Below are 26536 nucleotides of genomic sequence, written 5' to 3' on the forward strand. Positions count from 1 at the left end.
GAGAGAGAGAGAGAGAGAGAGAGAGAGAGAGGATCCGTCGGCGATCAGCGCACCATGCCCTGTGCGTCAAGATTTCCTTGAGATCAATGAAAGGCCGACGATGATAATTGCGCGCAAAACCGGAGAACCTACACTCGACAAACATCTCGAAATCAACGACTTCCGGCTTTTCTCAGTCTTGCTCCAACAGCAGTGCCAACTGGAAAGCTCACGGTTGAATAATTGCACACACCGTGGAGGGTAAATATAACCCGTGCGAATACCACGCCCAAATCAGCGACTTTGACACTTATACGCCTTTGAAATTTAGTGGAAACAATAACAAAGGAGGCGAACATGATATCTCACACTGGGAAATTGAACCTTTCCGCGCTAATCGCAATTTTTCTGTCGACAGCTGCACTTCCGTGTGCCGCAGAGGCAGCCACGCTACGCGTCGGTGCTGCCGCCGAAAACGTCGCCACGCTTGATCCGACCAGGGCCACCGCCACCGTCGATGTCGGTGTCGTCTCATGGATGTTCAACGGCCTTGTTCGCTTCCCGCCCGGCAGCGCGGACCCGACAAAGATCGAGCCGGATCTTGCCGAAAAGTGGGAAACTACGCCGGACGGTCTGGTCTGGACTTTCCATCTGAGAAATGGCGTCAAGTTTCACGGTGACTACGGCACGGTGACGTCCGAGGACGTCGTCTACTCCCTGGAGCGTGCAAAGAATCCGAAAACGTCATCTTTTTCGAACGACTTCACCGAAGTCAAATCGATCGAAGCGATCGACCCGCTGACCGTGAAGATCACCTTGAACAGCCCGGTTCCAGGCTTCCTGGGCCTGATCGCAAACTACCATGGCGGCAATATCATCAGCAAAAAGGCAGCTGAGAAGCTGGGAGCCGACTTCAAACTCCGTCCGATCGGAACCGGGCCTTTCATGTTCGAGAACGCGGTCACGCAGCAATCGGTAACGCTGAAGGCTTTCCCGGACTATTTCCGCGGCAAGCCGAAACTGGACGGCATCCAGTACAATCTCATTCCCTCGGACGCGAGCCGCGAACTTGCGTTCCGCTCCGGTGAGCTCGATCTTATATACGGCAAGCGCGAGCAGCGCTGGGTCGACCAGGCCAAGGCATGGGATGGTTCAACGGTCGATATCTTCGCACCGGGCGAATATCGCACGCTGTTCCTTAATCAGGCTCACAAGCCCCTCGATAACGTCAAAGTGCGTCAGGCAATAGCACATGCTGTGAACGTCGATCAGATCGTTGAATTCGTCGGGGCGGGCGTCGGACAGAAGGGTTGCTCGGTCGTCCCATCGGGTTTTCTTGGTGAAGACTGCACCTGGAGCTATAAGTACGATCCGGAATTATCCAGGAAGCTTCTCACGGAAGCCGGTTTGGGCAACGGCTTGACGATCAAGGCCATCGTCTCATCGGCCACCGCGCAGCAGCCGATCATGCAGGTCGTGCAGGGCCAGTTGTCGGAGGTCGGCATTAATATGGACATGCAGGTGGTCGATCACGCAACCTATCAGGAACAGAGCCGCAAGGATCTCAGCGACGTCGTCTTCTATGGTGCCGCGCGTTATCCCGTTGCCGACAGCTATCTCAGCCAGTTCTACCATTCCAATGCCTCGATCGGAAAGCCGACGGCAGTCACCAATTTCTCGCATTGCGATGCCGCCGATTCGGAGATCGAAGCAGGCCGCAAGGCTGCAACCGATCCTGAACGTTTGAAGGCTTGGTCGGACGCGCAGCACAAGATCTATGATCAGGTCTGCGGAATCCCGCTTTTCAACCTGATGCAGGTCTGGGTTCGTAAGAACGAGCTTGACTATGGGTACGAACTCGAAGGCGCGTTGAATCTGGCGCCGCCGATCACGGAAAACACGACGTTCAAGCAGTAGCCCGTCTCAATCCTCCCCACCTTGCCCCGGCCTACGTTTCCTCCTCTTGGAGAGTTGCTGGCCGGGGTCTTGCTCTAGATGGCAAGTGTGGTGTTGGCTGCGGCCAGATGCACCTCTCGAGAAAATTCCAGCACCAGATCCGTGTGCCGGGCTCGTGCCGGGCGATAAAGCCTGTACTCGGCATCAATGCTTGGGAGAAACGGACGCAATGCAACGCGTCCCTTGACGCATTCCATCGAAATCGGATCCGACACCGTAACGCCCAGCCCAGCAGCAATGAATTCCGCGACATTCGGCGCTGTCGCTGCTTCCATGGTAATTTTTGGCTTCAAGCCGTGCGCCTCGAATGCCGCATCGACTTTTATGCGCGTTCGGCTTGAGTCGCCGAACGCGACGAAGGGCTCTGAGGCAAGTTCCACCGGGCTGAGCTCAGACTTTTCCAGCAAGTGGTGGCCTAACGGCAAAACTGCCGCCATGGGCGGGCTGTCTATGGGTTCAACAATGATCGTCGGATGCTCCAGTCCACTCTTGACCAGCGCGAGATCAATACGTCCCAGAAGAACCGATTCCGTCAGAAACTGAGACGCTTGCGTCTCGATTTCCACGAATACGTCCGGATAGCGGGATCTAAAACCCGCGACGACCCGACCGAGAAAAGGACCCGACAGGCTCGGCATCACGCCGATCACGAGATGGCCAGATTCCTCTCTCCGCATCGCTTCAACGGCGCGGGCGACCTGATTGACACCACCAAAGATGCGCTTGATTTCCTCGTAGAGCCGCATTCCACGACCCGTCGGGACAAGCCGCCCGCTCTCTCTCTCGAACAGCTTCAAACCACTGTCCAACTCCAGGTCCTGGATCAGCTTGCTGGCCGCGGGCTGGGAAATCCGCAGGACCTCCGATGCACGGCTCACAGTCCCGGTTTCAACAACCGCTATTAAACCTTCGAGTTGCCGAAGGCTCGGATTTCTCATGAACTATAACCCACGCGAATATGAAGCCAAATTTTTCGACTTTGACTTTCTACCCCTGCGGGTTTGAAGTTACAATAATAATATGGGGAACTACCGCCGTGTCTATCGAACTTTTCCCGCCTGAAACAGGCGTCGGTGAGGTCGCAATAATATCGCGATGTCATCACCCGACCATTGGCCGCCCACGCACCTGGGACTCTGGGTGGCGCGTGTTGGCCGTCGCCAATATGTCATCTCATTCGCTGAATTTCAGACGTATCGGTCGGACGAGGCCAAGCCCAGCCTTCGCGTGCCCTATACCGCGTCTTTCCGGGCTAGATCTCCGATTGTTCCCCTCGTCGACCAAGCGTCGCGATTCTTCGATCGACGCGGGTCCAATTTCCAAAAACCTTGACGAAGAGTTGGTGAGCTGCATCGATGCTGAAAGGGCTACCATATGACAACCTATGTAATCCGAAGACTCCTTTTGGCCATACCGACTTTGCTCGCAATGCTGACGGTGGTTTTCATCCTCGTTCGGCTGGTGCCCGGTGATGCCGCCGTCGCAATGCTTGGGGATCGCGCCAGTGCCGAAGCGCTCGCCGCACTGCGCGCGCAGCTCGGCCTCGACCAGCCGTTACCCGTTCAATACCTCCGCTTCATGGGTGACATGGTGACCGGTAATTTCGGGCTCTCCGCCGTCAGCGGCCGTACGGTACTGTCCGAAGTCGCTGTTGTCTTACCTTATACTCTCGAACTCACCGCCGCCGCGATGATCATCGGTGTGGCATTCGGTATCCCCCTTGGCATTGTCGCAGCTATTCGCCGCAACAAATGGCCGGACTATGCAAGCCGTCTTCTTTCACTCGTCGGCCTCTCGTTTCCCGGGTTCGTCTCGGCAATTCTGATGCTCCTCGCATTTGCTGTCTGGCTGCATTGGTTCCCGGTGATGAGCCGGCCTACGGCCAATCCGATTGATCATCTGCGAAGCCTGGCTTTGCCGGCTCTCAATCTCGGCCTGATCATGACCGCCTATATCGCCCGCGTCACCCGCTCCTCAATGCTTGACGTTTTGGGTGAGGACTATATCCGCACCGCGCGCGCCAAAGGCGTCAAGACCAAGAGCATCATCATCCGGCACGCCCTTGGCAACGCTCTTATCCCGATCGTGACGGTGGTCGGGCTGAACTTCGGGACGATGATCGGAAACTCGGTTCTTGTCGAAATCGTCTTCACCCGACCTGGTCTGGGCAAGCTCATTCTCGGAGCACTTCAGTCACGCGACTACACCATGCTGCAGGGCCTGATGGTCGTGTTTGCAACCTTCGTGGTCCTCGTCAACATCTTGACCGACGTAATCTACGCCGCTGTCGACCCAAGAGTGAGTTACGCGAAATGACCGATATCATCTTGCAATCCGCAAAGCCTGAGAAGGCGCCAAATCCGGTGCTTACCGCACTCCGTCGCAACCGCCTCTCCTGGGTTGGCATCGGACTGCTTCTCCTGATCGTGCTGGCTGCCGTTTTTGCTCCGATGATCGCACCTTACGATCCACTGAAGCAAAACATCGTTCACCGCCTGAGCGCACCATCCGCGCAGTTTTGGCTGGGAACCGACAGTTTCGGTCGCGACGTGGCGTCGCGCCTGCTCTATGGGGCCCGTATCTCACTCGCGATTGGCTTCCTTTCCGTGATGATTGCGATGGTCGTCGGTTCGGCGCTCGGAATTCTCGCGGGTTATATCGGCGGTCTCTTCGATCAGATCGTCATGGGCCTTGTGGACGTCATGCTGTCGTTCCCGACACTGCTCCTTGGGCTCATGGTCGCGGCAATGCTCGGCGCCAGCTTTGAGAATCTTATTATTGCAATTGCGATCACCGAGACGGCTCCCTTTGCCCGCGTCGCACGCGGACCCACAATTGCCGTCAAGCGACGCGATTTCATCGACGCTAGCAAGTCCCTCGGCTTCACGCCGATCAGAATCATGGGCGTCCACATCCTTCCGAACATCCTGTCCGACATTGTCGTCGTGGCATCGCTCTGGATGGCATCCGCTATTCGTACCGAGGCGTCTCTTGCCTTTATCGGTCTCGGTGTCGCTCCCCCCACGGCAACCTGGGGCGCAATGATCCGCGAGGGATTCGAAAACATCCTCAGCGCCTGGTGGCTCGTTGTCTTCCCCTCCCTTGCAATCCTTCTCACGGTCCTCGCGCTGAATTTGCTGGGTGATGCCTTGCGCGATGCGATCGATCCGAAAACGAGGAATGAGCGATGAACCAGATCGCCGATCAAATCAATCATGCAGGCTCTTCTGCCGCGCCCGTCCTGTCGGTCAGAAATCTCACCACCTCCTTTCGCGCTGGAGATGGATGGAACCCGGTGGTGCGCGATATCTCGTTTGATATCGCCCCCAAGGAGACCGTCGCCATCGTCGGCGAGTCTGGATCGGGCAAGTCCGTCACCTCGCTGTCGATCATGCGCCTGCTGACGGAAGCCTCGAGCAGAATCGAAGGCCGTGTAATCCTTGCCGGCAGGGAGCTTCTTTCTCTTTCGGAAGAAGAGATGCGACAGGTACGCGGCAACGAGATCTCAATGATTTTCCAGGAACCGATGACCTCGCTCAACCCAATCTTGCCGGTTGGAAAGCAAATTGCCGAAGCCCTGACCGTTCATCAGAACATCTCCGCTGAGGAAGCGAAGCGGAAGGTTCTTGGCCTCCTAGACAAAGTGCGCGTTCCGAACGCGAAGGGACGCTTCGACGAATATCCCCATCAGTTCTCCGGCGGCATGCGTCAGCGCGTTATGATCGCCATGGCGCTTGCATCGCGGCCCAAGCTGCTGATCGCAGACGAACCGACGACAGCGCTCGATGTAACAATTCAGGGGCAGATCCTCGACCTGATTAAGGAGCTTCAGGATGAGGAGGGAATGTCGGTACTTTTCATCACCCATGACATGGGAGTGGTTGCGGAGATCGCTGATCGGACGATCGTGATGTATCGTGGCGACCAGGTGGAAACCGGTCCGACCGAAGAAATCTTCCATCGCGGCAAGCATCCCTACACCCGTGCCCTGCTTGCCGCGGTGCCCAGGCTTGGGGCAATGGGAAAAAGCCACCTGCCTCTGCGTTTTCCCATCGTCGACCCGGAAAGCGGCGAATTAAAACCTCTCGCGGACGTCTGGGATACGGTGGCGAAGGACAGGGCGCCAATTGTTGAGGTGAAGAACCTCATCACTCGGTTCGGAATTCGTTCAGGAATATTCGGCCGAACGACCGGTGCAGTGCATGCCGTCGAAAAGGTATCGTTCAACCTCTACGAGGGAGAGACCTTGTCGTTGGTCGGGGAATCTGGATGCGGGAAGTCGACGACGGGACGCTCGATCACCCGTCTTACCGATCCGACAAGCGGAAGCATTACTGTCGATGGTCATGATATGCTGAAGCTTGACCAACGAACACTGCGCAAGGTTCGTCAGTCGATTCAGGTGATTTTTCAGGATCCTTACGCATCGCTCAACCCGCGCATGAATATCGGCGATGCAGTTATGGAGCCGTTCATCCAACATGGTCTCGGAAGCAAGGCGCAGGCACGCGACAAAACCGCCGCCCTTCTGGAGAAGGTCGGTCTCTCGGCCGAAATGATGAAGCGCTATCCACACGAGTTCTCAGGCGGGCAAAGGCAACGTGTGGCGATCGCGCGCGCCCTTATGCTCGACCCGAAGGTGATTGTCGCCGACGAAGCCGTTTCAGCGCTCGACGTCTCGATTAAGGCGCAGGTCTGTAACCTTCTCCTCGACTTGCAGCAAAGTCTGAACCTGGCATTCCTGTTCATCTCGCACGACATGGCAGTCGTCGAACGAGTCAGTCACCGCGTCGCTGTCATGTATCTCGGCGAAATCGTTGAAATCGGGCCGCGAGCAGCTGTGTTCGACAACCCTCAGCACGCTTATACCAGGAAGCTCATGTCCGCGGTGCCTGTGCCGGATCCGGCAAGGCGCCGGATCAAGAGAAACAGTCAGATGGACGAAATCAAGAGCCCTGTTCGTTCGATCGACTACGTGCCTCCGCAGCGGAAGTATGTCGAGGTTTCTCCCGGACATGTCGTGCAAGTCGAGTAAACCGGGAATTGCGATGATCGCGGTCAAACCTCCGCGACCTTCGATCTGTTTCAAATGATTGGAAATACATAACGGCTACATATAGTGGCAAGGATAGTGAGATATGCGCGTAGGAATTGCAGGTGCCGGAGCAATCGCGATGGGCTACGTGGCCTTTCTGGATAAGCAAGGTCACTCAGCAAGCGTCTGGTCTCCCACGGGGGCCGGAACGGTGGACCTCGCCAAAGGAGCCGCCCTAACGATCACCGGTATGATCGAAGGCGAGTTCAGTCCAGCGATCTGCCGTTCAGCCGAAGAGCTGGCTTCAAACGATGTCATAGTATTGGCGTTGCCGGCCTACGGCCACCGATCCGTGCTCCAAGCACTCATACCGTTCATCCGCAAGAACCACACGGTCATCATCAGTAGCCACCTGTCCCTTGCCGCATTGTTTCTCTCAAAGCGTCTTTCCGAACGTGGCATCGAAATCCCGATCGTGGCCTGGAGTACGACGGTGCTGACCAGCAAGCAACGCGGCCCCAACACATTCAACATCGGGACCATCCGGGACAAAGTCGATATGGCAACGGTTCCAACTCGTTTCGCAGACGCGGGACTGGCGATATGCGCGAACGTCTTCGGTGACCGGTTCAACCTCAAAGATGACATTCTCACGATCGCATTAAGCAATCTGAATCCGCAGAACCACCTCGCCGTTGCTCTATGCAATCTGACGAGGATCGAGCGTGGCGAGTCCTGGGGCCAGAATACGAACCTCACATCGGCGGTTGGGAACCTAATCGAGGCGCTCGACCGTGAGCGCGTAGCGATCGCCTCCGCGTTCGGGAAGGATGTCCGCACCGTGTTCGATCACTACAGGCTAACCCACAAAGTCGAGGGTGATCGTGTCTGGGAATTGGCGGTTGCCGTCATTGCTCGCGGAAACGACCCGATGGGCCCGAAGAGCCTTGATACACGGTACATCCTTGAAGATGTACCCTTCGGCCTGATGCCGACGCTCTTGCTTGCCGAGCTCGCCGGCATAACCGCGCCCCTTCACAGGAGCGGCGTGAACATCATCAGCGCTTGTTATGACCGAGATTTCGGTCGTGGCAACGATATCCTCGAAGAGCTCGGACCGCTGATGCGCGAAAATCTTCTTGAGCGAGTTGTCACCGGGTTTCCTCTTAATGCCCACGAGCTCAGATCGGTTGCGCAGGTTAGCTAATGTTCAAGAAACTCAATAAAGTGCCCCAGGGAGCCATCACGGTCTACATCGATGGTGAGGCAGTCGCAGCCGAGGCCAATGAAAGTGTCGCCGCAGTTCTTTTGCGTCAGGATCCTGTCTGGTCACGCACGACCCCAGTTTCCGAAACCAAGCGCGCACCTTACTGCATGATGGGAGTCTGCTTCGAGTGCCTTGCCGTGGTAGACGGTGCATCTGTCCAAACCTGTCTTGTCTCGGTTCGCGATGGAATGAGGATTGAGCGGCAACTCGGACGGCGGAGGATTGCATTATGAGCCGTCAGGTTGATCTGCTCATTGTCGGCGCCGGGCCTGCAGGTATGTCGGCAGCGGTCGTGGCGAGGCGCTACGGACTGGATGTGCTGGTTGTCGACGAACAGCCTACCCCGGGCGGCCAGATCTGGCGTAATATCGAAGCGGTTTCGGGTACACCGCGGATGGACATCCTCGGCAAGGCCTACGCGGAAGGGCTTGATCTCGTCCGGCAATTCCGCGCCAGCAGCGCTCGTTACGAACCAGGCACGCAGGTATGGCAGGTCGAAGCCGGCCCGCGGGCCTATGTCACGCGCGATGGTGCCGCAAGCTCTATCGAGGCGAACTACCTCCTTCTGGCAACGGGTGCGCAGGAAAGGCCGGCACCATTTCCGGGCTGGACGTTGCCGGGTGTGATGACAATCGGCGCTGCCCAGATCGTGCTGAAGACGTCAGATCAAATCCCATCTGAGCCGGTCTGGATAGCAGGGAGTGGCCCTCTCTCACTCCTTTATGCAGCTCAGCTTCTTAAAGCGGGCGGTCGGATTGCGGGTTTCCTCGACACGTCTCGTGCAGGCCAGATCAGCAGCGCGCTGCCCGATCTCTTTTCCGCGTTGAAAAGTGCGCCAATGGATATCCTCAAGGGAGTCGGCTGGCTCCAGTCGATCAAACGGCGAGTTCAGTATATCCAGCACGTGGCCGAGATCGAAGCGACGGGCAAGGAAAGCCTTGAGCGCCTTCGCTACGTGACGGCGAGCGGCCAGTCCGCCACTGTCGACGCGAAGCTTTTACTCGTTCATGAAGGCATTGTCCCGACAATCCATCCGACCCTCGCTTTGGGCTGCCGACACGTCTGGAACGCCGATCAGGACAGCTTCGCGCCCGAGCTCGACAGTTGGGGCGAAACGTCCGAGGCGAATATCTTTGTCGCCGGAGATGGGGCCGGGATCGGCGGAGCAAAGGCGGCATGCCTGCGCGGCGTGCTGACGGGTCTGCAAATTGTATTCAAGTCCGGACGAGTGTCACAGCTAGAAGCCACCCTTCAGGCGGAACCGACACGCAAACGCCTTAGGCAGGCCCTTGCAACCCGCCCGTTCCTGGACAAGCTGTATCGCCCCCGCCCATCGATATTCGTTCCACCCGACCATACGATCGCTTGTCGGTGCGAGGAAGTAAGTGTCGCATCCGTGCGCGCCCAACTTACATCGGGTCGGCCGGGTCCTAATCAGATCAAAGCCTTCACCCGTGCCGGGATGGGTCCCTGTCAGGGCCGTCAATGCGGGTACACCATTGCGCGTGTTCTTGCGGATGCGGAAGGTCGGGCCGCCCCGGATGTTGGCCTCTATCGTGTGCGTCCGCCATTGAAGCCAGTCACGTTGAGCGAACTTGCAGCCCTCGACAGTCAGGAAAGATCGTCATGAGCGGGAATGCATTGGACACGATTGTCATCGGCGGGGGATTGCACGGTCTTTCTGCTGCGATGAACCTGGCACGAGCTGGCAAAACGGTTGCGATCCTGGAGCGTTCTTGGGTCGGCCGTCATTCTTCCGGGGCGACGGCTGCGGGCGTCAGAACATTGAACCGCGATCTCGCGGAGATCCCGATCTCGCTCGAGGCCATGGACATGTGGCATAACATTGAGCGCATTGTCGGCGACAGTTGCGGTTTCCATGCTTACGGGCAGATGAGCATCGCGGAAAAGCCCGAGCATCTCACCGTTCTGGAGAAGCGTCTCGCCAAGATTCGATCGGCGGGTTACGACCATGAGGAACTGATCGACCGCGCGGAGCTTCTGCGCCTTGTTCCTTCCATCTCGCCACATTGCATGGGCGCACTGATCGCTCGAAACGATGGTGCCGCAGATCCCCACCGTACGCTCAAGGCTTTCCGCCAGGCGACAGAAGCCGCCGGCGTCACAATTTACGAAGGCGCGGGTGTCATCGCGATCGAGCACGCGGGCGCCGACTGGCGCGTCAGGACGGAGACGATGGAATTCATCGCGCCAACCGTCGTCAACGCCGCCGGAGCCTGGGCGGTTAAAATCGCCGCCATGGTCGGCGATGACATTCAGATCGGCCACAAAGCCTCGATGATGATCGTCACGGAACGCATTGCGCCTCTGTTGAAGCCGGTCGTCAGCGTTGTGGGCCGCCCGCTTTCCTTCAAGCAGTCGGACCAGGGGACGCTTGTCATCGGTGGGGGGCTTCAGGGAAGAGCGGATCTCGACGCCCAGCGAAGCTTCGTCAACTTCAAAGAGCTCTCAAAGGGTGCCCGTGCCGCGACAGATCTGTTTCCCATCGTGGGGCAATTGCGTATCGTGCGGACATGGGCTGGCATGGAAGCCATGACAGCGGATCACCTGCCCATCATAGGCCCGTCGCCCAATGCCAGCGGCGTTTTCCACTCCTTCGGATATTCCGGCCACGGCTTTCAGCTTGTTCCTGTCCTGGGAGCTATTATGACCGATCTGATTGTGCATGGCGGAACGAACAGAGTCATCGAACCTTTTTCAGCTAAGCGCCTGATAAGAAAAGAGGTGCGGCACGTGGCGCACTAAGGCGCACTTCACGGCTCGCTCATGGCATACATTCTTGCCGCATCGGAGTGTCCTCAAATGGTAAAGCGCAGATGTTGCACCAGGTCGGCATGGCACTCGACAGCGCCTATATCGGCTGACTTAACAAATCCGCCCCCGATCCATTCGCGTCTTCGGGGGCACTTTCTCTAATTTGAAAGCCAAGATGTTCCACGAACGAGACACCATGCCCGACGACATGACGGCGACGAGTATCGCGAAGTATGTAGAGTCGGGCACTCGCACCGCTTCCGATATCGCCGAGGCAACAATTGCAGCAATCATGGCTGGAGAGCCTGAGCCTCAAGCGATGGAGTTCTTTGAACCGTACCTTCTTCGGCAGCAGGCAGCAGAGCTGGACGCGGGGACACGTGGCGGTCCGCTGAAGGGTGTCACCATCGCGGTTAAAGACATCATCGCGACGAAAGGCATGCCGACGGGATGCGGCACGCCTAGATACAAGGGTGTTTCTCGAGGCACGGATTCAGCATGTGTCGATATACTCCGCGGTGCGGGTGCCTTGATCGTTGGCAAGGCAGTTATGGAATGCCTGTAGGCATCTCCGTTATTGGACGCCACTATGAGGACCGAACCGTTATTTCAGCCGCAAAGTTGATGGTCTGCCTGTTAAGCGAAGCGAGCTCCCACACGGCTGGCCAAAGCGTCATACTGAACCGCACCGGGTTGTCCTCGATGCCCTTGAACAGGCACTTCATGATCGGCGTCCGGTTCAGGGCGGCGGGCTTGTGCACCATTCGGACAGGGGCGTTCAATACGTGTCCATCCGGTATTCCGAGCGGCTGGCAGAAGCTAGCATCGAGCCGTCTGTCGGAAGTGTCGGCGACAGTTATGACAATGCCCTCGCCGAAACGATCAACGGTCTCTACAAGGCCGAGGTGAACCGCGCCGGGTTTGCCGGAGGCTCCAATTTCTGAGAAAGTGGAGCCACCATGAGCAAGACAACGAACAAGTTTTCACCTGAAGTCCGCACCCGTGCCATCCGTATGGTGCTGGACCACGAAGCCGAGCATCCATCCCGCTGGGCTGCCGTTTCATCTATCGCCGCCAAGATTGGCTGCTCGCCAGCCACGCTGCACGAATGGGTCAAGAAGACCGAGGTCGATAGTGGCAAAAGAGCAGGCCTGCCGAGCGATGTCGCCGAGAAGATGAAGGCTCTCGAGCGGGAGAACCGTGAGCTTCGTCAGGCCAACGAGATTTTGCGCAAAGCTTCGGCCTATTTCGCCATGGCGGAGCTCGACCGCCCCTTCAAGCGATGATTTCGTTCATCGACGAACACCGTGGTGTGTTCGGGGTCGAGCCGATCTGCAGACTGCTGCCGATCGCCCCGTCAACCTACTACGAGAATGTCGCCAAACGTCTGGACGTGGATCGCCTGTCGATCCGCGCCCGCAGCGATATCGGCCTGAAGATCGAGATACGGCGTCTCTTCGAACAGAACTTCCGCGTCTATGGCGTTCGCAAGGTCTGGCGGCAATTGAAGCGTGAAGGCTTTGACGTCGCCCGCTGCAGTGTCGCCAGGCTTATGAGGTCAATGAGCCTGCAGGGCATCATTCGGGGAAAGCCGATCCGCACGACGTTCTCGGACAAGACGGCTCCGAGCCCGCTTGACCGGGTGAACCGCCAGTTCAAAGCCCCAGCACCAAACAGGCTGTGGGTTTCAGATTTCACATATGTCGCCACCTGGCAGGGTTTCGTCTACGTGGCCTTTGTCATCGACGTCTTCGCTCGTCGCATCGTCGGCTGGCGGGCAAGCCGGACAGCACATGCGAGCTTCGTCCTCGATGCGCTGGAGCAGGCACTTCATGATCGGCGTCCCGCTCATGGCAGCGGCCTCGTGCATCACTCGGATCGCGGCGTTCAATACGTGTCCATTCGGTATTCCGTAAGCCTCCGGTAAAGACCACAGGTCAGGCAGCTTGAGCGTTGACGGTCGGCGGCATCCAATTCCACGGAAGCAACTGCTCCAGCCTGATAATCGGCGTGTCGGCGATGCGGGCAAGAACGTCGGCCAGCCACGCCTGCGGATCGATGTCGTTGAGCTTTGCCGTCATGATCAACGTGGCCATGAAGGCTGCACGATCCGCGCCGCGGTCTGATCCGGCGAAGAGCCAGGACTTCCTACCGAGTGCGAAGCCTCGCAGGGCTCGCTCCGCGGCGTTGTTCGTGAGGCAAATCCGGCCATCCTCCAGGAATGACGTGAAGCCATCCCAACGCTTGAGCATGTAATCGATCGCCTCGGCGACCGGAGAACTGCGCGACAGTTTTGCACGCTCGGTTTGAAGCCAGGCCTGCAGACTGTCGACGAGCGGCAGGCTTTCCTTGCGGCGACGTTCCAGGCGTTGATCGGCCGTAAGCCCGTTGATCTCCCGCTCGATATCGAACAGGCCGTCGATCCGTTTGACGGCTTCGAGCGCCATAGGCGAGATCGGCGCGGCGTTCTTTCCACGCTTGGCGTTCGCATTAATGTCTGCGAGCACGAAGAACTTGCGACGCGCGTGTGCCCAACAAAACGCCTGTCTTAGCGGATTTGGATCGCGATCGCCCTTGAACAGCGGATTGTAGCCGCCATAGGCGTCCGCCTGCAGAATACCGGTGAAGGTCTTCAGGTGGCGTTCCGGATGCTCCTGCCGTCGATCGCGCGAGGCATAGTAAAGGGCTGCCGGCGGTGAGAGGCCTCCGAACGGCCGATCATCCCGGACATAGGTCCAAATGCGGCCCGTATCTGTCTTTCCCTTGGCCAGGATTGGCACGGTCGTGTCGTCGCCGTGCAGACGTTCGGCGGCAAGGACATGCGCTTCGATCAGAGAATGAAGTGGCTTCAACGTCGCGGCGCAAGCTCCGACCTGATCTGCAAGCGTCGATAAACTAAGGTCGACGCCCTCGCGAGCATAGCGTTCGCTTTGACGATTGAGCGGCTGGTGCTGGGCAAACTTCTCGAACAGGATCATCGCCAGCAGGTTTGGCCCGGCAAAGCCGCGTGGCGTTACATGGAAGGGTGCTGGTGGCTGCGTGATCTTCTCGCACTCGCGACAGGTAAACTTCTCCCGTACCGTCTGGATGACCTTCCACTGGCGCGGGATGACCTCCAGGGTCTCGGTGATGTCCTCGCCAAGCTTCGACAATTTGGCCGATCCGCAGCAGGCGCAATTGGCGGGAGCGGCGATGACGATGCGCTCGCGTGGCAGATGTTCGGGAAAGGGCTTGCGTGACGGACGCCTGCGCTCGAAGGCTTTGACGGTTGAAGCTTTGGCTGCGATCTCCGCGGCCAGTTCATCTTCACCGGCGTCCGCTTCCAATTCCTCGAGTTGCAGTTCCATCTGCTCCAGGAGCCGCGCCTTACGCTCGGACCGGCTGCCGTAGAGTTCACGGCGAACCTTGTCGATCTCCAGCTTCAGCCGAGCGATCAGCGCTTCGGAATGCGATACGAGTGCCTTTGCACTGGCGGCTTCTGCCTTGGCGGTTGCCGCTTCTGCTTCGGCTGCAACACGTCGAGCGCGTTCCTGGGCCAGCAATGCGAGGGCACTGGCAAGGTCGTCCGGAAGCTCTTCGGTCGCGTCGCTCATGACAGGATGGAATCATATTTGACCCCATCATTCCAGTGTTTTTGCTCATCCGGCCGACGTCGGCCGCCAGGTCTTTTGCGGCATCCGCCAGTCGATACCTTCCAGCAGATAACCGAGCTGCGCAGGTGTGATCACCACCGTGCCATCGGCCGCAGATGGCCAGATGAAGCGGCCACGCTCCAGCTTCTTCGTGAACAGGCAAGCGCCTTGGCCGTCATGCCAGATCACCTTGATCAGGCCACCGCCGCGGCCGCGGAATACGAACAGGTGTCCACACATCGGGTCACGCTTCAGCGCCTCCTGCACCATCAAAGACAGACCGGGGAAGCCCTTGCGCATGTCCGTATAGCCCGTGGCCAGCCAGACCTTCACGCCAACAGGAACCGGGATCATCGCAGCCCCAGCACACAGTCGAGTATGCGGCCGAGCGCCTCGGTATCGATGTCGCTATCCACGCGCACGCGCCGACCCCGTCCAAGCTCGATTGTCACATCGCTGCGCTTCCGACGAGGATGGGGTGTGGTCGGCGCTCCCGGCTGAATGGGAGAGACTGATGAAATGGCCTCGGACACGATCACCGGCACGAACACGGTTCCCGTCTCGGTCTGCGGCTCGTCGAGCCGGCACAGCTCTTTGCGCCAACGAAACAACTGGCTGACATGGATACCAGCCGCGCGGGCAATCTCGGAGATGACCGCGTCTGGCTCAAAGCAGGCAGCGACCAGGCGCTCTTTGTCTTCTCGTGACCAGCGCCGACGGCGCTCTACGGACGTGATCACCTCAATTGCATGCTTCGTCATATGACTACTCCTAGTGTTACCACTAGGACTGGCAGTCAGAAGGCCGTCATCGCAAGACGGCCTTCACCGTGGGCTTACGGTATTCCGAGCGATTGGCAGAAGCTGGCATCGAGCCGTCTGTCGGAAGCGTCGGCGACAGTTACGACAACGCCCTCGCTGAGACGATCAACGGACTCTACAAGGCCGAAGTCATTCATCGGCGTGGACCATGGCGCAGCTTCGAGGCGGTGGAATTCGCCACCTTGGAATGGGTCGATTGGTTCAATCATCGAAGGCTTCTCGAGCCTATCGGGAATATACCGCCAGCCGAAGCCGAGGACCGGTATTACGCCATGCTGGACGAACCAGCCATGGCCGCATAACTTAAACGAAACGGCCTCCGGCAGACCCGGTGCGGTTCATACCGCTGCAGTAGCTCTCGTCAAACAACCAGTTGGCAGTTCATGGGTAGATCGGGCCGCCTGTCAGTACAGATGGACATCAGGATCTTCCCGCGCCTATACGGCGAACCCCGCACCTCGCGCTCCGAGACTGCGGATGCCACCGATACCCACGCCTGTGCCTCTCTGCTTATGCCCTTATGCATACCGTCCGGTCGAATTGGGGTGCAGTTTAGGTGCACTCAACACAAGTTACAAACAAATCAACAATCAAATAGTATTATCTCGTGAGAGACGTACAAATTTGACATCCCAATATATCCTGCCAAACATTAATTTGTTGATTAAGTTGGTCTCTTAAAATGTATAGGTGCGAATCCAAAGACGCTCTACCCAAGCAATCAATGCGATGCTTATGCGCTTACAAAGGTAATGGACGTAGCGGTCAGCGCAGGCGAAGCGCTATCATCGAACCAAGAACCGCGCTAAACCATCCTTAGAATCGTGTTTCGTTTGCTGTCGCTGATTAATAATTTGGTCGGGGATTTATGATCCAAGTGGTCGGCGATACCGTGTGTCGGCACACATACCCGCGGCCAGGTTTGGAGGTTATAGTTGTGCATACAACGTGTGCGTGAGTGGAGTTGCCCCATAAACACCGTGCGTGAACACCTCTCGGAATGCAAGTGATTTTTTCTTCGGTCATGAGCATGCGGATGAGTTCCGTCGTGTGTCCGGCCTGCTGAAGTGCATCGCTTTAGATGCTGGCCATTACGGTTCGTGCGGGGATTCGGCCCATATCGGACAGGCGTGCTCGGGGCACGTGGTTTTTAACTGGGTTTCCGATCCCGTCACTCTCAACTTTCGCCCCATAAACCTCCGCTTAGATCACCCGCATGCCGACATTCCAGCCGCCGCAGTCAGACGGTAGCTGGAGATTCATACACCCCGCCGCGAGCTATCAACGCCCAAGCGACACGAGCAATTTTGTTTGCGAACGTCACTGCCACTAGCATCTTTGGTTTGCGCGCAGGACTTCTATCTTTGGATTTGTGACTAGTCATGATGGGCACATTACCTCGCACACTTGTTAAGTGGGAGACCGTGTTCGGATATTATGGGACCGTTACAGTGAGTGGGTCGTTGACGCACGAAAAGATTAGTGCACCTTGCGAAACAAAGACAGCCCGTCAGGTTGGCCCACCGACGATCACAAACAACCTCTCCATCTACCAAGCACCCGACAAGTGGGTCTCTGGCGAGCCAAAGCAGTCAACGTCCTCCAATACGCAACATGAGTATCGCGAGTTCTAGGAACAATCCCTTGTGCGATGCTTCTACACGATTTCGACATGCAAAGCCATCATACCATACCCTCTTGAGATCTCGCGATTGAGGGACGAGCGAATTCCCTGAGCGATCGAAGCTTGTGGTTTACGCGATGCTATCAATATAGTATGAGTTTAAGCGTTTTTAAGTTTTTAAATGATATTATTATCATTTTTGAGTTTATTATTTTCAGTACATTATATTGATTCAGAATAATCCGACATAATGCTTTATCTGAAAGTTGCGCGATTGCGAATCGCCCCCACTTCCTAATATAATAACATGCAAAATTTTATTAAAGATGACAGAAATATAGAAAAGATACAATACACACGGCACTTATTGAAACAATATTAGATATTTTAAACATAGAAACATCCGTGCATTGGGTAAGCCACTTAGTTGGGCAGGGCGATCATCTTTTCATAGATGTGAGCGGCGACGGCAATATCCATACTAGCAAGTCCCACAGTGGTGAAGTGCGCCGGTCCCCCGCGAGCGGATATAGCATCAAAAAGAGACTTGTCCGCCCGTATTGCGGAGTAGTGCTTCACACCGACGCTTGGTCCAACTTCGCTCAACTTCTGGCCTTTTCTTGAGAAAAGCAGTGCTAGAGCGTTCACGTTTCGCTCCTCCATAGCAAGCATGTCGTCGCAGATTATTGGTGCTTTAGCCTCGATTAGAGATTCGAGATATCGCTGAGGAACATCGTCCATGCTAAGGGAGAGCGTCACAGCTTTCGGTGCAAGATCTCCTGGATTAAAAGCAGGTGGTGAACTGGTAGCAATAATTACAAGGTCCGCTCCGGAAAGAGCGGACGTTTCCCAAACGGCGGCAAGAGGAATTTTTACAGTGTCCGCCAACTCTCGGACAAGGCGCTCGTTCGAAGTCCCTCTGCTTAATATCCAAATTTTTTTGATTCTAGAAGAAATATTTTCATTCAAGGCCCTGACTATCTCACGGCCAAGCTCTCCAGCTCCAAACAGGAAGACCTCAATTTTATCTTTGGCTTTTAGCAACAAATCGACACAGGCGGGGGCAAACCACGCGGTACGGCCGAAGGATATAGCTTTTCCCTCTAGCGACAGTAGTCGCTCGCCGGTGGATTTACGCCGGAGAAGAATGTCGATGTGCCTCAGAGGAAGATTTTTCTGTTCATTAGAGGGAGAGAAGTGGATATTCTTGACACCAGAATAGTCTTTGAAGCACCCTATCAGGACGCCTTCTCGCCATCCGTTAGGAATTGAATCAAACTGAAGATACTTCTTCACCTGTCTCTTATCGAACTGGCTCTCCCAGTAGTCTTGAAGAGAATCTTGTACGAGAGTTGGCGTAATGGCCACGCCGAGTTCCTTCAATTTTTGCTCAGACCAATGAAGCTCATTGATTTCCATTGCCATTTCTTCTGATATGAGCCTTCTCAGGTCCTTCCGCCTTATATGCGGGGCTCGCTGTATACTCACCCCACCAATTACGCTGAAAGGGACTGTGAAAACGCAATCATCGCATTGAATGAATAATTTCAGCGGTACCTTTTGAATTTTGAAGTAACGACAAATCGTTTGGGGGGCCTAGGGCGATTTTTGCGACAACATGTCGGGGCTCAGCAGCTGAAAATTCAAACGCGCTATTCATGCTATCAATCTTTCGTGTTTTCACACGGCATCAAACCGTCACCAATGACGTCAGAGGGCTTCCTTAGTCAGTATTAGAACTAACGGCTCACATTTACCAGCGGCAGGTATTTTGTAATAAATCCAAAAAATACAGCTCTGTTAAGATGACGGTAGCTAATTGGCAGGTTCGAGATTTGTCGCTCATCCTGAGCGCCGGCGAGGTCGAGATCCGCTTGGAACAGGCGAGAAGGGATTTCGGATCTTTACTGCCCGGAATTCTCTACTTCCAGCCTTCCGCGATTAGCCCTGGTGAGTTTGATGATGAGTACATCCTCTCTGGCCAAGAGATGGTTTATGTCTACCTTCGTGAACAAATTGCACGCCAATGCGCTTTGGGTCGGCTCCTACCGTCCAACTCCTCCAACTTCGGAACAGTGGCAACTACAATACCGCCATGGTTGATGGATTCACGCAGGTTAAATCAAGTTTTGCGGCAGCGGTGCGATCGAGGTGGCCTCGTCAATTACTATCAAGGCCGACATACAAATCAGTTCTTTTTAGCGATCATGCTAAGCAACTGCTTCGTTCGGTTTGCGACCGACGTGATCAACAATGAAAGCTACGGTTTCTATGCCCGGGGCGGAAATTACATCGAGGAAGGAGGAGCTGGCGACGATGAGGTGGACGATGAAGGCGAGGCTGGTGAAGCGGAACCAAGAGAGTGTCAGATCGGAAACCTTATCAATTATCCGATCATTGCTTTAGGGTCATGCGATCTTTCGGCATAATTCCCGTCGACGACACCTAATAAAGTCGGCTAATCTATGTGATTGAGTGTGTCTTGGCTCTTTGTTATTTTGCATGTTTCCAATGTCATCTAGTAACGAAAAGTTATCCTCTTCTAAAAGCAGCTTTTTTTCGGCAAGCATCACTACCCATCACGGGTGTTTCTAAAAGTGTTCGAAGCTAGCCTCGTAACAATCTATACGAGATTACATTTTTACTCAATGCCGCTAAAACCTGTTTATAAATAATTTTGTAAATCTTTTTACTATCATCGCGATCACACAAGAAGACGAATTAAATATAATATTTATCAGCCAGGATGAGCATGGCAAAAATTACAAGCGAACACAATTGTCTTATCCATTAATACTTAATTCAACAAAGTTCTCTGACACTCCTTGATTTAACAAAAGATTTTACAAGCACCTCTATGATGCAACAACTAAACCGACATAGACTTCGATACCCGGCACCATAAAAACTAGATTGCACCATCTAACTCCACGTCTTCAAGAGCAGCCTCCGGCAGGAAAGCTGAACAGCCCACAGCGATCAAAAGATAATCCAACGGCTGGCTGGCGCTTGGCATTTTCCTTTTCCAAACGTCCTTGCTTTGACCAAAAGTGTTCCGGACGGCTCCTATGCGCTCGAACTCGTTGCTGGCCTGAATTGCTAGAAAGTACGAGGATGAATATTCATTTCTGCTGTAGTTGATCCGACCACCGTTTCCGCTGAAGGCATGCAGTTGCTCCCTCACCTGCCGAAATGTATAACTGTCGGAATAGGGCTCCAATGTCGTGGCAAGCAATCCATCTGAAGCATTTGAAACTAAAACCATTCCTTGCCGGCATAACAGATAATTCTCTTCATCGAGATAAACGTACAGAAATTCCCCGCCAGGATTGATGATGTCGCCAGACTTAGTGTGTAGATCGGTTTGAAACTTTTCCCGATAAGCTTTTGAAGTTCCGAGAGTTCGCCCTGCAGTTGATCATCTTTGCCATGAGAAAAACATGGTACAAACCAACCTTGCCGAGTCATGCTCTTTCGATCCAGCGTTCTAGAAAAGGAACAGCTGAGCTTGGCCGCAATGATAGCAGCTGGTGTCAAACTAAATATTAATAGGCAAACTGAAGAGACTGCCCGCAAATTTCGCAGTTTTTGTCGCATTCACGGATATCCGTGACTTGTCGCACGAAAATGATAGAAAAGGTTCCCTGGAGCATAAACGACTTGTAATGATGTATTTATACTGTAAAATATCACTATATTTAAAACTTATTGCGTTCGATAATAAACAAGAGACATTTAGAAAATTTATACGTAACACGCACACTTACGATAGGTTATTTTACACCGTAGCGACATTTATACATAGATTTTTTAAAATGGAGTATACTACTTCCGTGTAAACTTAAGACTTGTTCGCCAGCATAAAGTTCCAAGACATGATGGATTGTCTGGAGCACTTGCCGCCCTGCCACAACGGGACAAAGCTAAAAGCAATTGCGAACATCTTATTCAGATGAAGACAGTTGTGACGAAGGTCTGGCGTAACCTAATACATTCCGAACGGATGACCTTCGAATCCGTCGAAAGCGGCTGCGTTAACTCGAGGGAATTTCTGCTCCTGTTGGCGCGCGTGGATGAAATACTCTTGAGCGATCCCATCAATCAACTTACCTTCCATATCTGCGTCAAGCTGCAATAGCATATCGGGCGTGATCTGGTTCTGGCTAGCAAACAAGATGGCATATCGATATCCATCGATCTCTTTCAGCATGGGCCTTAGCCGAGGCTCATTCCAAAGATTAACCAACTCTTGAATAAGAGAATGGCCTGCAGTGGGGTGCAACATCTGCTTAACTCTGGCCTTGGCCGCTTTCATGAAGGTCTCCTGGTCGGCTAACTTGTGGCGCATAATATGCCAACGAAAATCTGCACTCCAATAACTGTTTCGCGCCATGCGGTTGAGCAACGAGGTAGATCCTCCCTCAAGAATAAGCCCGCCGTCGGCCTCATAATTATACACCTCCTCGATAAGCCTTTCATGAGCTTGCTTGGCAGCAATGATACCTTCCACCAGAGGCCGATCATCAAGGTATAGACGGGTCGTTCCTTTCAGTTCTTCCACTGTTGGTCGTCCGCTTCCGGTGGAGAGTTGAGGACAGCATTGGACCCGATCGAGCGAAAGGACTGGAAGCCCTGTCTGCTGGGCAAGAGCTATCGCGGTCGACGTCTTTCCTGTGCAAGTTGGACCGAAAATTAGATGCAGATCCATAGGTTTTTTGCGGTATTTGAATACAAATTGGTTCTTGGACTAAAGAAGTGTACTATCAGAGGCGGTTATATTGTCTCCTTGAAATTCATTATTGAAGAGCAACTGGCTTTACCGCCTCCCAAAGGGCAACTTGTTTTTCAACAAAGTGTGGGGCATGGCTGTCTCCTTGAAAGCAATTTGTCACTTACGAGGGCACCCTTAAGTCAAATAAGGCGGACTAAATCAGCAATACAGAGGCAGCTATTCATGTCACTCGGGGACGTTTTTCCGCGCTTTACTGCCATTTGTCTGCGCTTATTACATCATTGCTGGCGACAGAGTGCGATATTTTGTAATATTTGACTTGATGAGATGTCAAAATAAGGGCGGCTATTTCACAATTGACTTAAATGTCGCTATAGTTAGGCACATATGATAGCAATTTCTTAACAACGGCGTCCATTATTTACTTCGTGCAGTCGTTTTCATTGCAACAAAATCAACTATATTTTTGAAATAACAGCGCCATTTCAATAAATACGGCAGTATATAATTTTTAATTTTACAGCAGCATATTATTGCGAACTTCAACATAATGAAAGATAAATACAATAAAATAAATCTTTTTACGCCATTACATTCTTCGTTAAACATCCAGATTGCATTAATATGCAATTTATAAAACGTTCAATACATGTAACAGGATCCATAGATTAATTTCTGATGCGGTAGTTATATCTCTTCCAAGAGTGTTCGAGAGGATTGCCCTTTGCTAAAACGCCTCCACAATTGTGGATAATTGCACAGACGGCGTTACACGCGGTCTGAATAGCGCCCTCCACCCATCCACCCGTGAAGGAACAACTGCAACCCGCCAAGTAAACTCCGGTATCATTAGTCGTGTCCAGCGCCTGAAAGAAAAGTTCTTCAGAATAAAAATCCTCGCCACGCCGGTTGAGTTTGAAAGCTCCCCCGGCATTCTCGTCTGTAAGCCAATCATGTTGAATAACATTTTGGTCGTAATCAGCGCAGGCGGGAACTAGATGCTCGGCAAACGCCGGGAAAGATCTCGAAATCGCGTGCCGCAGCAGACATAATCGCTCTTCTTTGTCGGGGACCGCCAATAGCTTGTGGGAGTCGTCCTCCCATGTATAACTGATGAGCACCAGACCTTTACCATTCGGATCCTGCGGCTCATAGTCCAGGCAGTACACTGCTTTTGCGATGCCGTCCATGAGGACACAGGACGGGAGGATATGGTCTAACCAAAATTTTCGTTCAGTCAGCAAGAAGAGTTTTGACGAGCCAGTCATGTGGCTGTTATCAACCGCTTGGTTCACTGGTGCACGAAAAATGGTGGTATCGTATGTCAGACAATGCCTTAGTTGGATATTTGCGAGTCCAGATGTCACCACCACCTTATCATAAAGTTCAGATATCCTGCTCTTAAGCGTTATCTTTATTTTTGTCTCTTCCTTCTCAATCGCCCTGACTTGAACATGGCGTATACGCTGACTTACAGACACACCGTTAACCACTTGAGAGGCTATTCGACGAGGAAGTTCTGAGATTCCCTCAGAGCACATCCACTGATTTTCTTCATATTCGTTTACGACCAAGCGAAGGATCTCAATAAACCCGCTTTCAAAAACAGGACCAAACCCGCCAGATCCTATTCCCATTAGCTTGAATAGGTCCCAATCATGAGGGAAACTCCATGTTTCACCACCAGGAGGATGCGTGCCCAGAAAGATCCTCTCTATCGCGGAAGAGAAGGACTCCCTCCCGAAACGGTTCAACCAAATTTGCCAGGAGTCACGAGCCCGCCTAATGTCTCCTGATTTCAAGGCCTGAGTAATTGCGACAGGCGAAGCCAACACAATATCTCCCTCATGGAAACCGTCCTTCAAGAACGCACGCCAACCGTTGTAAACGCGATGGAACAGCTCCGGTGGCTGCTGCCCGGCGTTCCACATGTACCGGACGCCTTGGTAGACCAAGTTAGTGTCGACTGTGCCGGGATTTGGGAACGGCCTCATCGAAGACAGGCCGTACCGCTCGAGGAAGAAAAACAAGCAGGATGCAGCAGGAGGAAATCGCATCGCCCCCATTTCGGCCACGACGCTGGGAGCGTCCTTGAAAACATGTGACCAAAGCTTGCCTCCGACCCGATCACTTGCTTCATATATTGTAACATCGTCTACCCCAGCATGAAGCAGTTCGCTTGCCACCACGAGTCCGGAAATGCCAGCGCCAATGACCGCCACTTTAGGCTTAGGAACATCTTCCGGAAAGAAGCCGATCCGTCCACTATCGAAACATTGGTCAAAAAACGGTCTGTAGTCATAGAGCAAGTCGATTGTTGGAAAGGAACCTGACGAAGCCTTCAGCATCAGGTTTCGACCATAAGCGACCATGTCAAATGGCACGGCCTCTTCAAGGGTCATGGTAAACCCGGTAACGCGTTTCATCGTGCCTTTCTCATACAGCGGCATTTGCAGGGTTCGAACGCGGGCAGTCTTAGAGATTGAAATGGCCACGAAATGACTAAGATCGCTGGGTGCACATCTTTTACCGCTCAGCAAAAACAGGGTTTGGAGAAGTTGTGCTTCGGAGAAATCCATGCAAAATGGTGCAAGGTCGATGGCAATGAGGCCACTGACTGTTGCTCGCGCCCAAGGTTCCGATTCAAGTATCCGCGCCAGAATTTCCTTGCCAACATAGATGTAAGCGGAGAGAACTGCTATCTTTCGCCCATCTGAGATCTCGGGAAAGCGACCGTCGGCCAGCCTTTTGCAAGCTAACCCAGCGCTGCACTCGGTGGAGATTTGAGTAATCCTCCTTCCCCTGGAAACTTCTCGTTCTAAGAAGGCATCGGAAACCCTCCGGTCCATTTCATCAGCTTTATCGACCATTATCAGATCCACCATTTTGGTAGAGAAATGATCGCACTGGTTATCAAAGAGAGCTGAAGCTGACATTGCTAGAAAAGATTCGTCTCTGTGTAGATAACCAACGACATCAACTGTTTCTATTTAAGTTGAAAATCGGGGAACATACTGTTCGTTGACATGCCAATGGAAAGCGACAATTTGGGCTTTTTTTTAATATGATATTCACTCTGGTCCACCTCGCTGCTCAATCAAGTTGAATATTGATTGACAATTGATACAATACTGTTTGCGTTTGAAAAAGCGACCTTAGTGCCTACAATCATTCGTATCACACGCCGTAATTGCTGAATTCCCACCAATAATCGCGCAATTTGGGCCCAAGCTTGGTATATTTATTTTGTCTGAAATGGGTTTGAAATCCCCAACTCAGAAAGATGGTGGCCATTACCTCGTTAGCACAAACCCTAGAACGCATCAGACGGAAGGAATACTCCTGCCTAGAACTAGTGGAGACTCTGATAGCGCGTTGTGAAGCTGCAAAATCATTAAACGCCCTTCTGGCTACAGACTGGGATGGCTTGCGGCGAAGCGCAAAACAAATTGATCGCCATGGAAACGCCGGAGTAGGTCTTTGCGGCATTCCACTCTGTTTTAAGGCGAACATCGCGACCGGCATATTTCCTGCAAGCGCTGCTACGCCGGCGCTGATAAACCACTTGCCAAAGATACCATCCCGCGTCGCAGAAAGACTTTTTTCAGCTGGAGCACTGCCGGGTGCCTCGGGAAACATGCATGAGTTATCGTTTGGAATTACGAGTAACAACTATGCCACCGGGGCGGTTCGGAACCCGTGGAATCCAAGTCTGATACCAGGAGGGTCAAGCGGTGGTGTGGCGGCTGCGGTGGCAAGCCGATTAATGTTGGGCGGCATAGGCACCGATACCGGGGCATCTGTTCGCCTTCCCTCAGCCCTATGTGGGGTAGTAGGATTTCGACCGACGCTTGGTCGATATCCGGGAGATCGGATAATACCGGTTAGCCCTACCCGAGACACTCCCGGAATCATAGCGCAGTGCGTAGCCGACGTTGTAATCCTCGACGAGATAATTTCCGGCACACCGGCGAGAATGCCACCGATACCGCTGAGGGGGCTAAGGATCGGCCTTCCTATAACCTACTTTTATGATGACCTTGATGCTGATGTGGGCCTAGCAGCTGAAACTACAATTCGCCAGCTAGCAAACAAAGGCGTAACTTTTGTTGAAGCCAACATTCCTCACCTAGAAGAACTAAACAGTGGGGCCAGTTTACCAATTGCACTCTATGAATTTCCACACGCTCTAAGACAGTATCTCGATGACTTTGTAAAAACCATTTCTTTTTCTGACGTGATCAAAGGAATTCGCAGCCCTGATGTAGCCAACATTGTCAATGCGCAAATTGATGGACATCAAGTTTCCAGAGCTGAATATGAACTGGCCCGTCATTCCTTCAGACCAAGGCTTCAAGCCACCTATCGCAACTACTTCCGACTTAATAGATTAGATGCAATTCTCTTCCCAACTGCACCCTTGGTGGCCAGACCCATAGGCCACGATTCCTCAGTTATACACAATGGCTCGATGATGGACACATTCAAGATCTACGTGCGAAATGTGGACCCAAGCAGCAACGCAGGTCTACCTGGCTTAAGCATTCCTGTTTGCCTTACACCTGATCGCTTGCCCGTTGGAATGGAGATCGATGGACTAGCGGGTTCAGACCAACGTCTGTTAGCAATAGGGGGGGCATTGGAAGAAGCCATTGGATTCCGATATCGTCCCGGTTTACCTAATTAAACCTTCTATCTTGTCCGTTTTTACAATT

21 protein-coding genes, 3 pseudogenes and 1 other annotated feature are annotated in these 26536 nt (G+C 53.7%); of the genes and pseudogenes, 14 read left to right on the forward strand and 10 right to left on the reverse strand.

Features of this window, described 5'->3' with window-relative positions; translation table 11 throughout:
- Positions 1-336: 336 nt before the first annotated feature.
- Positions 337-1896 (forward strand): ABC transporter substrate-binding protein, encoded by a 1560-nt coding sequence (locus tag EKM04_RS00785; RefSeq protein WP_173994873.1) that lies wholly within the window; start codon positions 337-339, stop codon positions 1894-1896.
- A 74-nt stretch (positions 1897-1970) separates the two neighbouring features.
- Here the strand turns inward: EKM04_RS00785 and EKM04_RS00790 are convergent, their stop codons facing one another.
- Complete coding sequence (locus EKM04_RS00790) at positions 1971-2873, reverse strand: LysR substrate-binding domain-containing protein (RefSeq protein ID WP_173994872.1); 903 nt, start codon at positions 2871-2873, stop codon at positions 1971-1973.
- A gap of 436 nt (positions 2874-3309) precedes the next feature.
- Here EKM04_RS00790 and EKM04_RS00795 point away from each other — a divergent pair, with 436 nt between their 5' ends.
- From EKM04_RS00795 to EKM04_RS00830, 8 genes are all read left to right on the forward strand, one after another.
- Complete coding sequence (locus EKM04_RS00795; protein WP_173994870.1) at positions 3310-4251, forward strand: ABC transporter permease; 942 nt, start codon at positions 3310-3312, stop codon at positions 4249-4251.
- Positions 4248-5126, forward strand: coding sequence for an ABC transporter permease (locus tag EKM04_RS00800; protein WP_173994869.1), 879 nt, complete (start codon positions 4248-4250; stop codon positions 5124-5126). The genes EKM04_RS00795 and EKM04_RS00800 overlap by 4 nt, the downstream gene beginning before the upstream one ends.
- Positions 5123-6970 carry an ABC transporter ATP-binding protein gene (locus tag EKM04_RS00805; RefSeq protein ID WP_080830658.1) on the forward strand — a complete coding sequence of 616 codons (1848 nt, stop codon included), beginning with the start codon at positions 5123-5125 and terminating at the stop codon, positions 6968-6970. The genes EKM04_RS00800 and EKM04_RS00805 overlap by 4 nt, the downstream gene beginning before the upstream one ends.
- Positions 6971-7073: 103 nt before the next feature.
- A complete protein-coding gene (locus EKM04_RS00810) occupies positions 7074-8177 on the forward strand; it encodes an NAD/NADP octopine/nopaline dehydrogenase family protein (RefSeq protein WP_173994867.1) in 1104 nt (367 codons plus the stop codon).
- Entirely contained in the window at positions 8177-8470 is a 294-nt protein-coding gene (locus EKM04_RS00815) for a (2Fe-2S)-binding protein (RefSeq protein WP_080830660.1), read from the forward strand. The genes EKM04_RS00810 and EKM04_RS00815 overlap by 1 nt, the downstream gene beginning before the upstream one ends.
- Positions 8467-9867 (forward strand): NAD(P)/FAD-dependent oxidoreductase, encoded by a 1401-nt coding sequence (locus EKM04_RS00820; RefSeq protein WP_173994866.1) that lies wholly within the window; start codon positions 8467-8469, stop codon positions 9865-9867. The genes EKM04_RS00815 and EKM04_RS00820 overlap by 4 nt, the downstream gene beginning before the upstream one ends.
- A complete protein-coding gene (locus EKM04_RS00825; RefSeq protein ID WP_173994865.1) occupies positions 9864-11003 on the forward strand; it encodes an NAD(P)/FAD-dependent oxidoreductase in 1140 nt (379 codons plus the stop codon). The genes EKM04_RS00820 and EKM04_RS00825 overlap by 4 nt, the downstream gene beginning before the upstream one ends.
- Before the next feature lie 184 nt (positions 11004-11187).
- Positions 11188-11577, forward strand: coding sequence for an amidase family protein (locus EKM04_RS00830; protein ID WP_233279014.1), 390 nt, complete (start codon positions 11188-11190; stop codon positions 11575-11577).
- 22 nt (positions 11578-11599) lie between these two features.
- Here the strand turns inward: EKM04_RS00830 and EKM04_RS00835 are convergent, their stop codons facing one another.
- Positions 11600-11794, reverse strand: a complete 195-nt coding sequence (locus tag EKM04_RS00835) for a hypothetical protein (protein ID WP_174156216.1) — start codon at positions 11792-11794, stop codon at positions 11600-11602.
- On the opposite strand from EKM04_RS00835, the pseudogene EKM04_RS00840 reads away from it, so the two are divergent.
- A pseudogene (locus EKM04_RS00840) lies at positions 11705-11920 on the forward strand (DDE-type integrase/transposase/recombinase); the annotation flags it as partial. The gene EKM04_RS00835 and the pseudogene EKM04_RS00840 overlap by 90 nt on opposite strands.
- Positions 11921-11971: 51 nt before the next feature.
- Positions 11972-12933: pseudogene (locus EKM04_RS00845) on the forward strand (IS3 family transposase); the annotation flags it as partial.
- Positions 12253-12369: a sequence feature (AL1L pseudoknot), on the forward strand. It overlaps the preceding pseudogene by 117 nt.
- Positions 12934-12949: 16 nt before the next feature.
- Here EKM04_RS00845 and EKM04_RS00850 read toward each other — a convergent pair.
- Genes EKM04_RS00850 through tnpA form a run of 3 tightly spaced genes read right to left on the reverse strand, consistent with a single transcriptional unit; the run spans position 12950 to position 15405 of the window.
- Positions 12950-14605: an IS66-like element IS66 family transposase gene (locus tag EKM04_RS00850; RefSeq protein ID WP_173993446.1), complete on the reverse strand. Its 1656-nt coding sequence runs from the start codon at positions 14603-14605 to the stop codon at positions 12950-12952.
- A 45-nt stretch (positions 14606-14650) separates the two neighbouring features.
- Positions 14651-14998 carry an IS66 family insertion sequence element accessory protein TnpB gene (gene tnpB, locus EKM04_RS00855; RefSeq protein ID WP_034495582.1) on the reverse strand — a complete coding sequence of 116 codons (348 nt, stop codon included), beginning with the start codon at positions 14996-14998 and terminating at the stop codon, positions 14651-14653.
- Entirely contained in the window at positions 14995-15405 is a 411-nt protein-coding gene (tnpA, locus tag EKM04_RS00860) for an IS66-like element accessory protein TnpA (protein WP_173993448.1), read from the reverse strand. The genes tnpB and tnpA overlap by 4 nt, the downstream gene beginning before the upstream one ends.
- A gap of 68 nt (positions 15406-15473) precedes the next feature.
- Between tnpA and EKM04_RS00865 the strand changes: the two are divergent.
- A pseudogene (locus tag EKM04_RS00865) lies at positions 15474-15767 on the forward strand (integrase core domain-containing protein); the annotation flags it as partial.
- Between the two features lie 1745 nt (positions 15768-17512).
- Here the strand turns inward: EKM04_RS00865 and EKM04_RS00875 are convergent.
- Positions 17513-18508, reverse strand: coding sequence for a hypothetical protein (locus tag EKM04_RS00875; RefSeq protein ID WP_173994934.1), 996 nt, complete (start codon positions 18506-18508; stop codon positions 17513-17515).
- Between the two features lie 386 nt (positions 18509-18894).
- Here EKM04_RS00875 and EKM04_RS00880 point away from each other — a divergent pair, with 386 nt between their 5' ends.
- Entirely contained in the window at positions 18895-19518 is a 624-nt protein-coding gene (locus EKM04_RS00880; RefSeq protein ID WP_173994932.1) for a RolB family protein, read from the forward strand.
- Positions 19519-19997: 479 nt separating this feature from the next.
- Here the strand turns inward: EKM04_RS00880 and EKM04_RS00885 are convergent, their stop codons facing one another.
- The 4 genes from EKM04_RS00885 to EKM04_RS00900 form a co-directional block, all read right to left on the reverse strand.
- A complete protein-coding gene (locus tag EKM04_RS00885) occupies positions 19998-20426 on the reverse strand; it encodes a RolB family protein (protein ID WP_336510656.1) in 429 nt (142 codons plus the stop codon).
- Positions 20345-20686, reverse strand: coding sequence for a hypothetical protein (locus tag EKM04_RS00890; RefSeq protein ID WP_233279013.1), 342 nt, complete (start codon positions 20684-20686; stop codon positions 20345-20347). Before EKM04_RS00890 ends, EKM04_RS00885 begins: the two co-directional genes overlap by 82 nt.
- A gap of 388 nt (positions 20687-21074) precedes the next feature.
- The gene (ipt, locus tag EKM04_RS00895) at positions 21075-21797 is read right to left on the reverse strand and encodes an adenylate dimethylallyltransferase Ipt (protein WP_173994930.1); all 723 of its coding nucleotides are present in this window, start codon (positions 21795-21797) and stop codon (positions 21075-21077) included.
- Between the two features lie 692 nt (positions 21798-22489).
- The gene (locus EKM04_RS00900) at positions 22490-24757 is read right to left on the reverse strand and encodes an FAD-dependent oxidoreductase (RefSeq protein ID WP_081307295.1); all 2268 of its coding nucleotides are present in this window, start codon (positions 24755-24757) and stop codon (positions 22490-22492) included.
- A gap of 347 nt (positions 24758-25104) precedes the next feature.
- On the opposite strand from EKM04_RS00900, the gene iaaH reads away from it, so the two are divergent.
- Positions 25105-26508, forward strand: coding sequence for an indoleacetamide hydrolase (gene iaaH / locus EKM04_RS00905; protein WP_173994928.1), 1404 nt, complete (start codon positions 25105-25107; stop codon positions 26506-26508).
- Positions 26509-26536: the final 28 nt, after the last annotated feature.

The sequence above is a fragment of the Rhizobium skierniewicense Ch11 genome (assembly GCF_023757665.1).
In the GTDB taxonomy this organism is placed as follows: Bacteria; Pseudomonadota; Alphaproteobacteria; order Rhizobiales; family Rhizobiaceae; genus Agrobacterium; species Agrobacterium skierniewicense.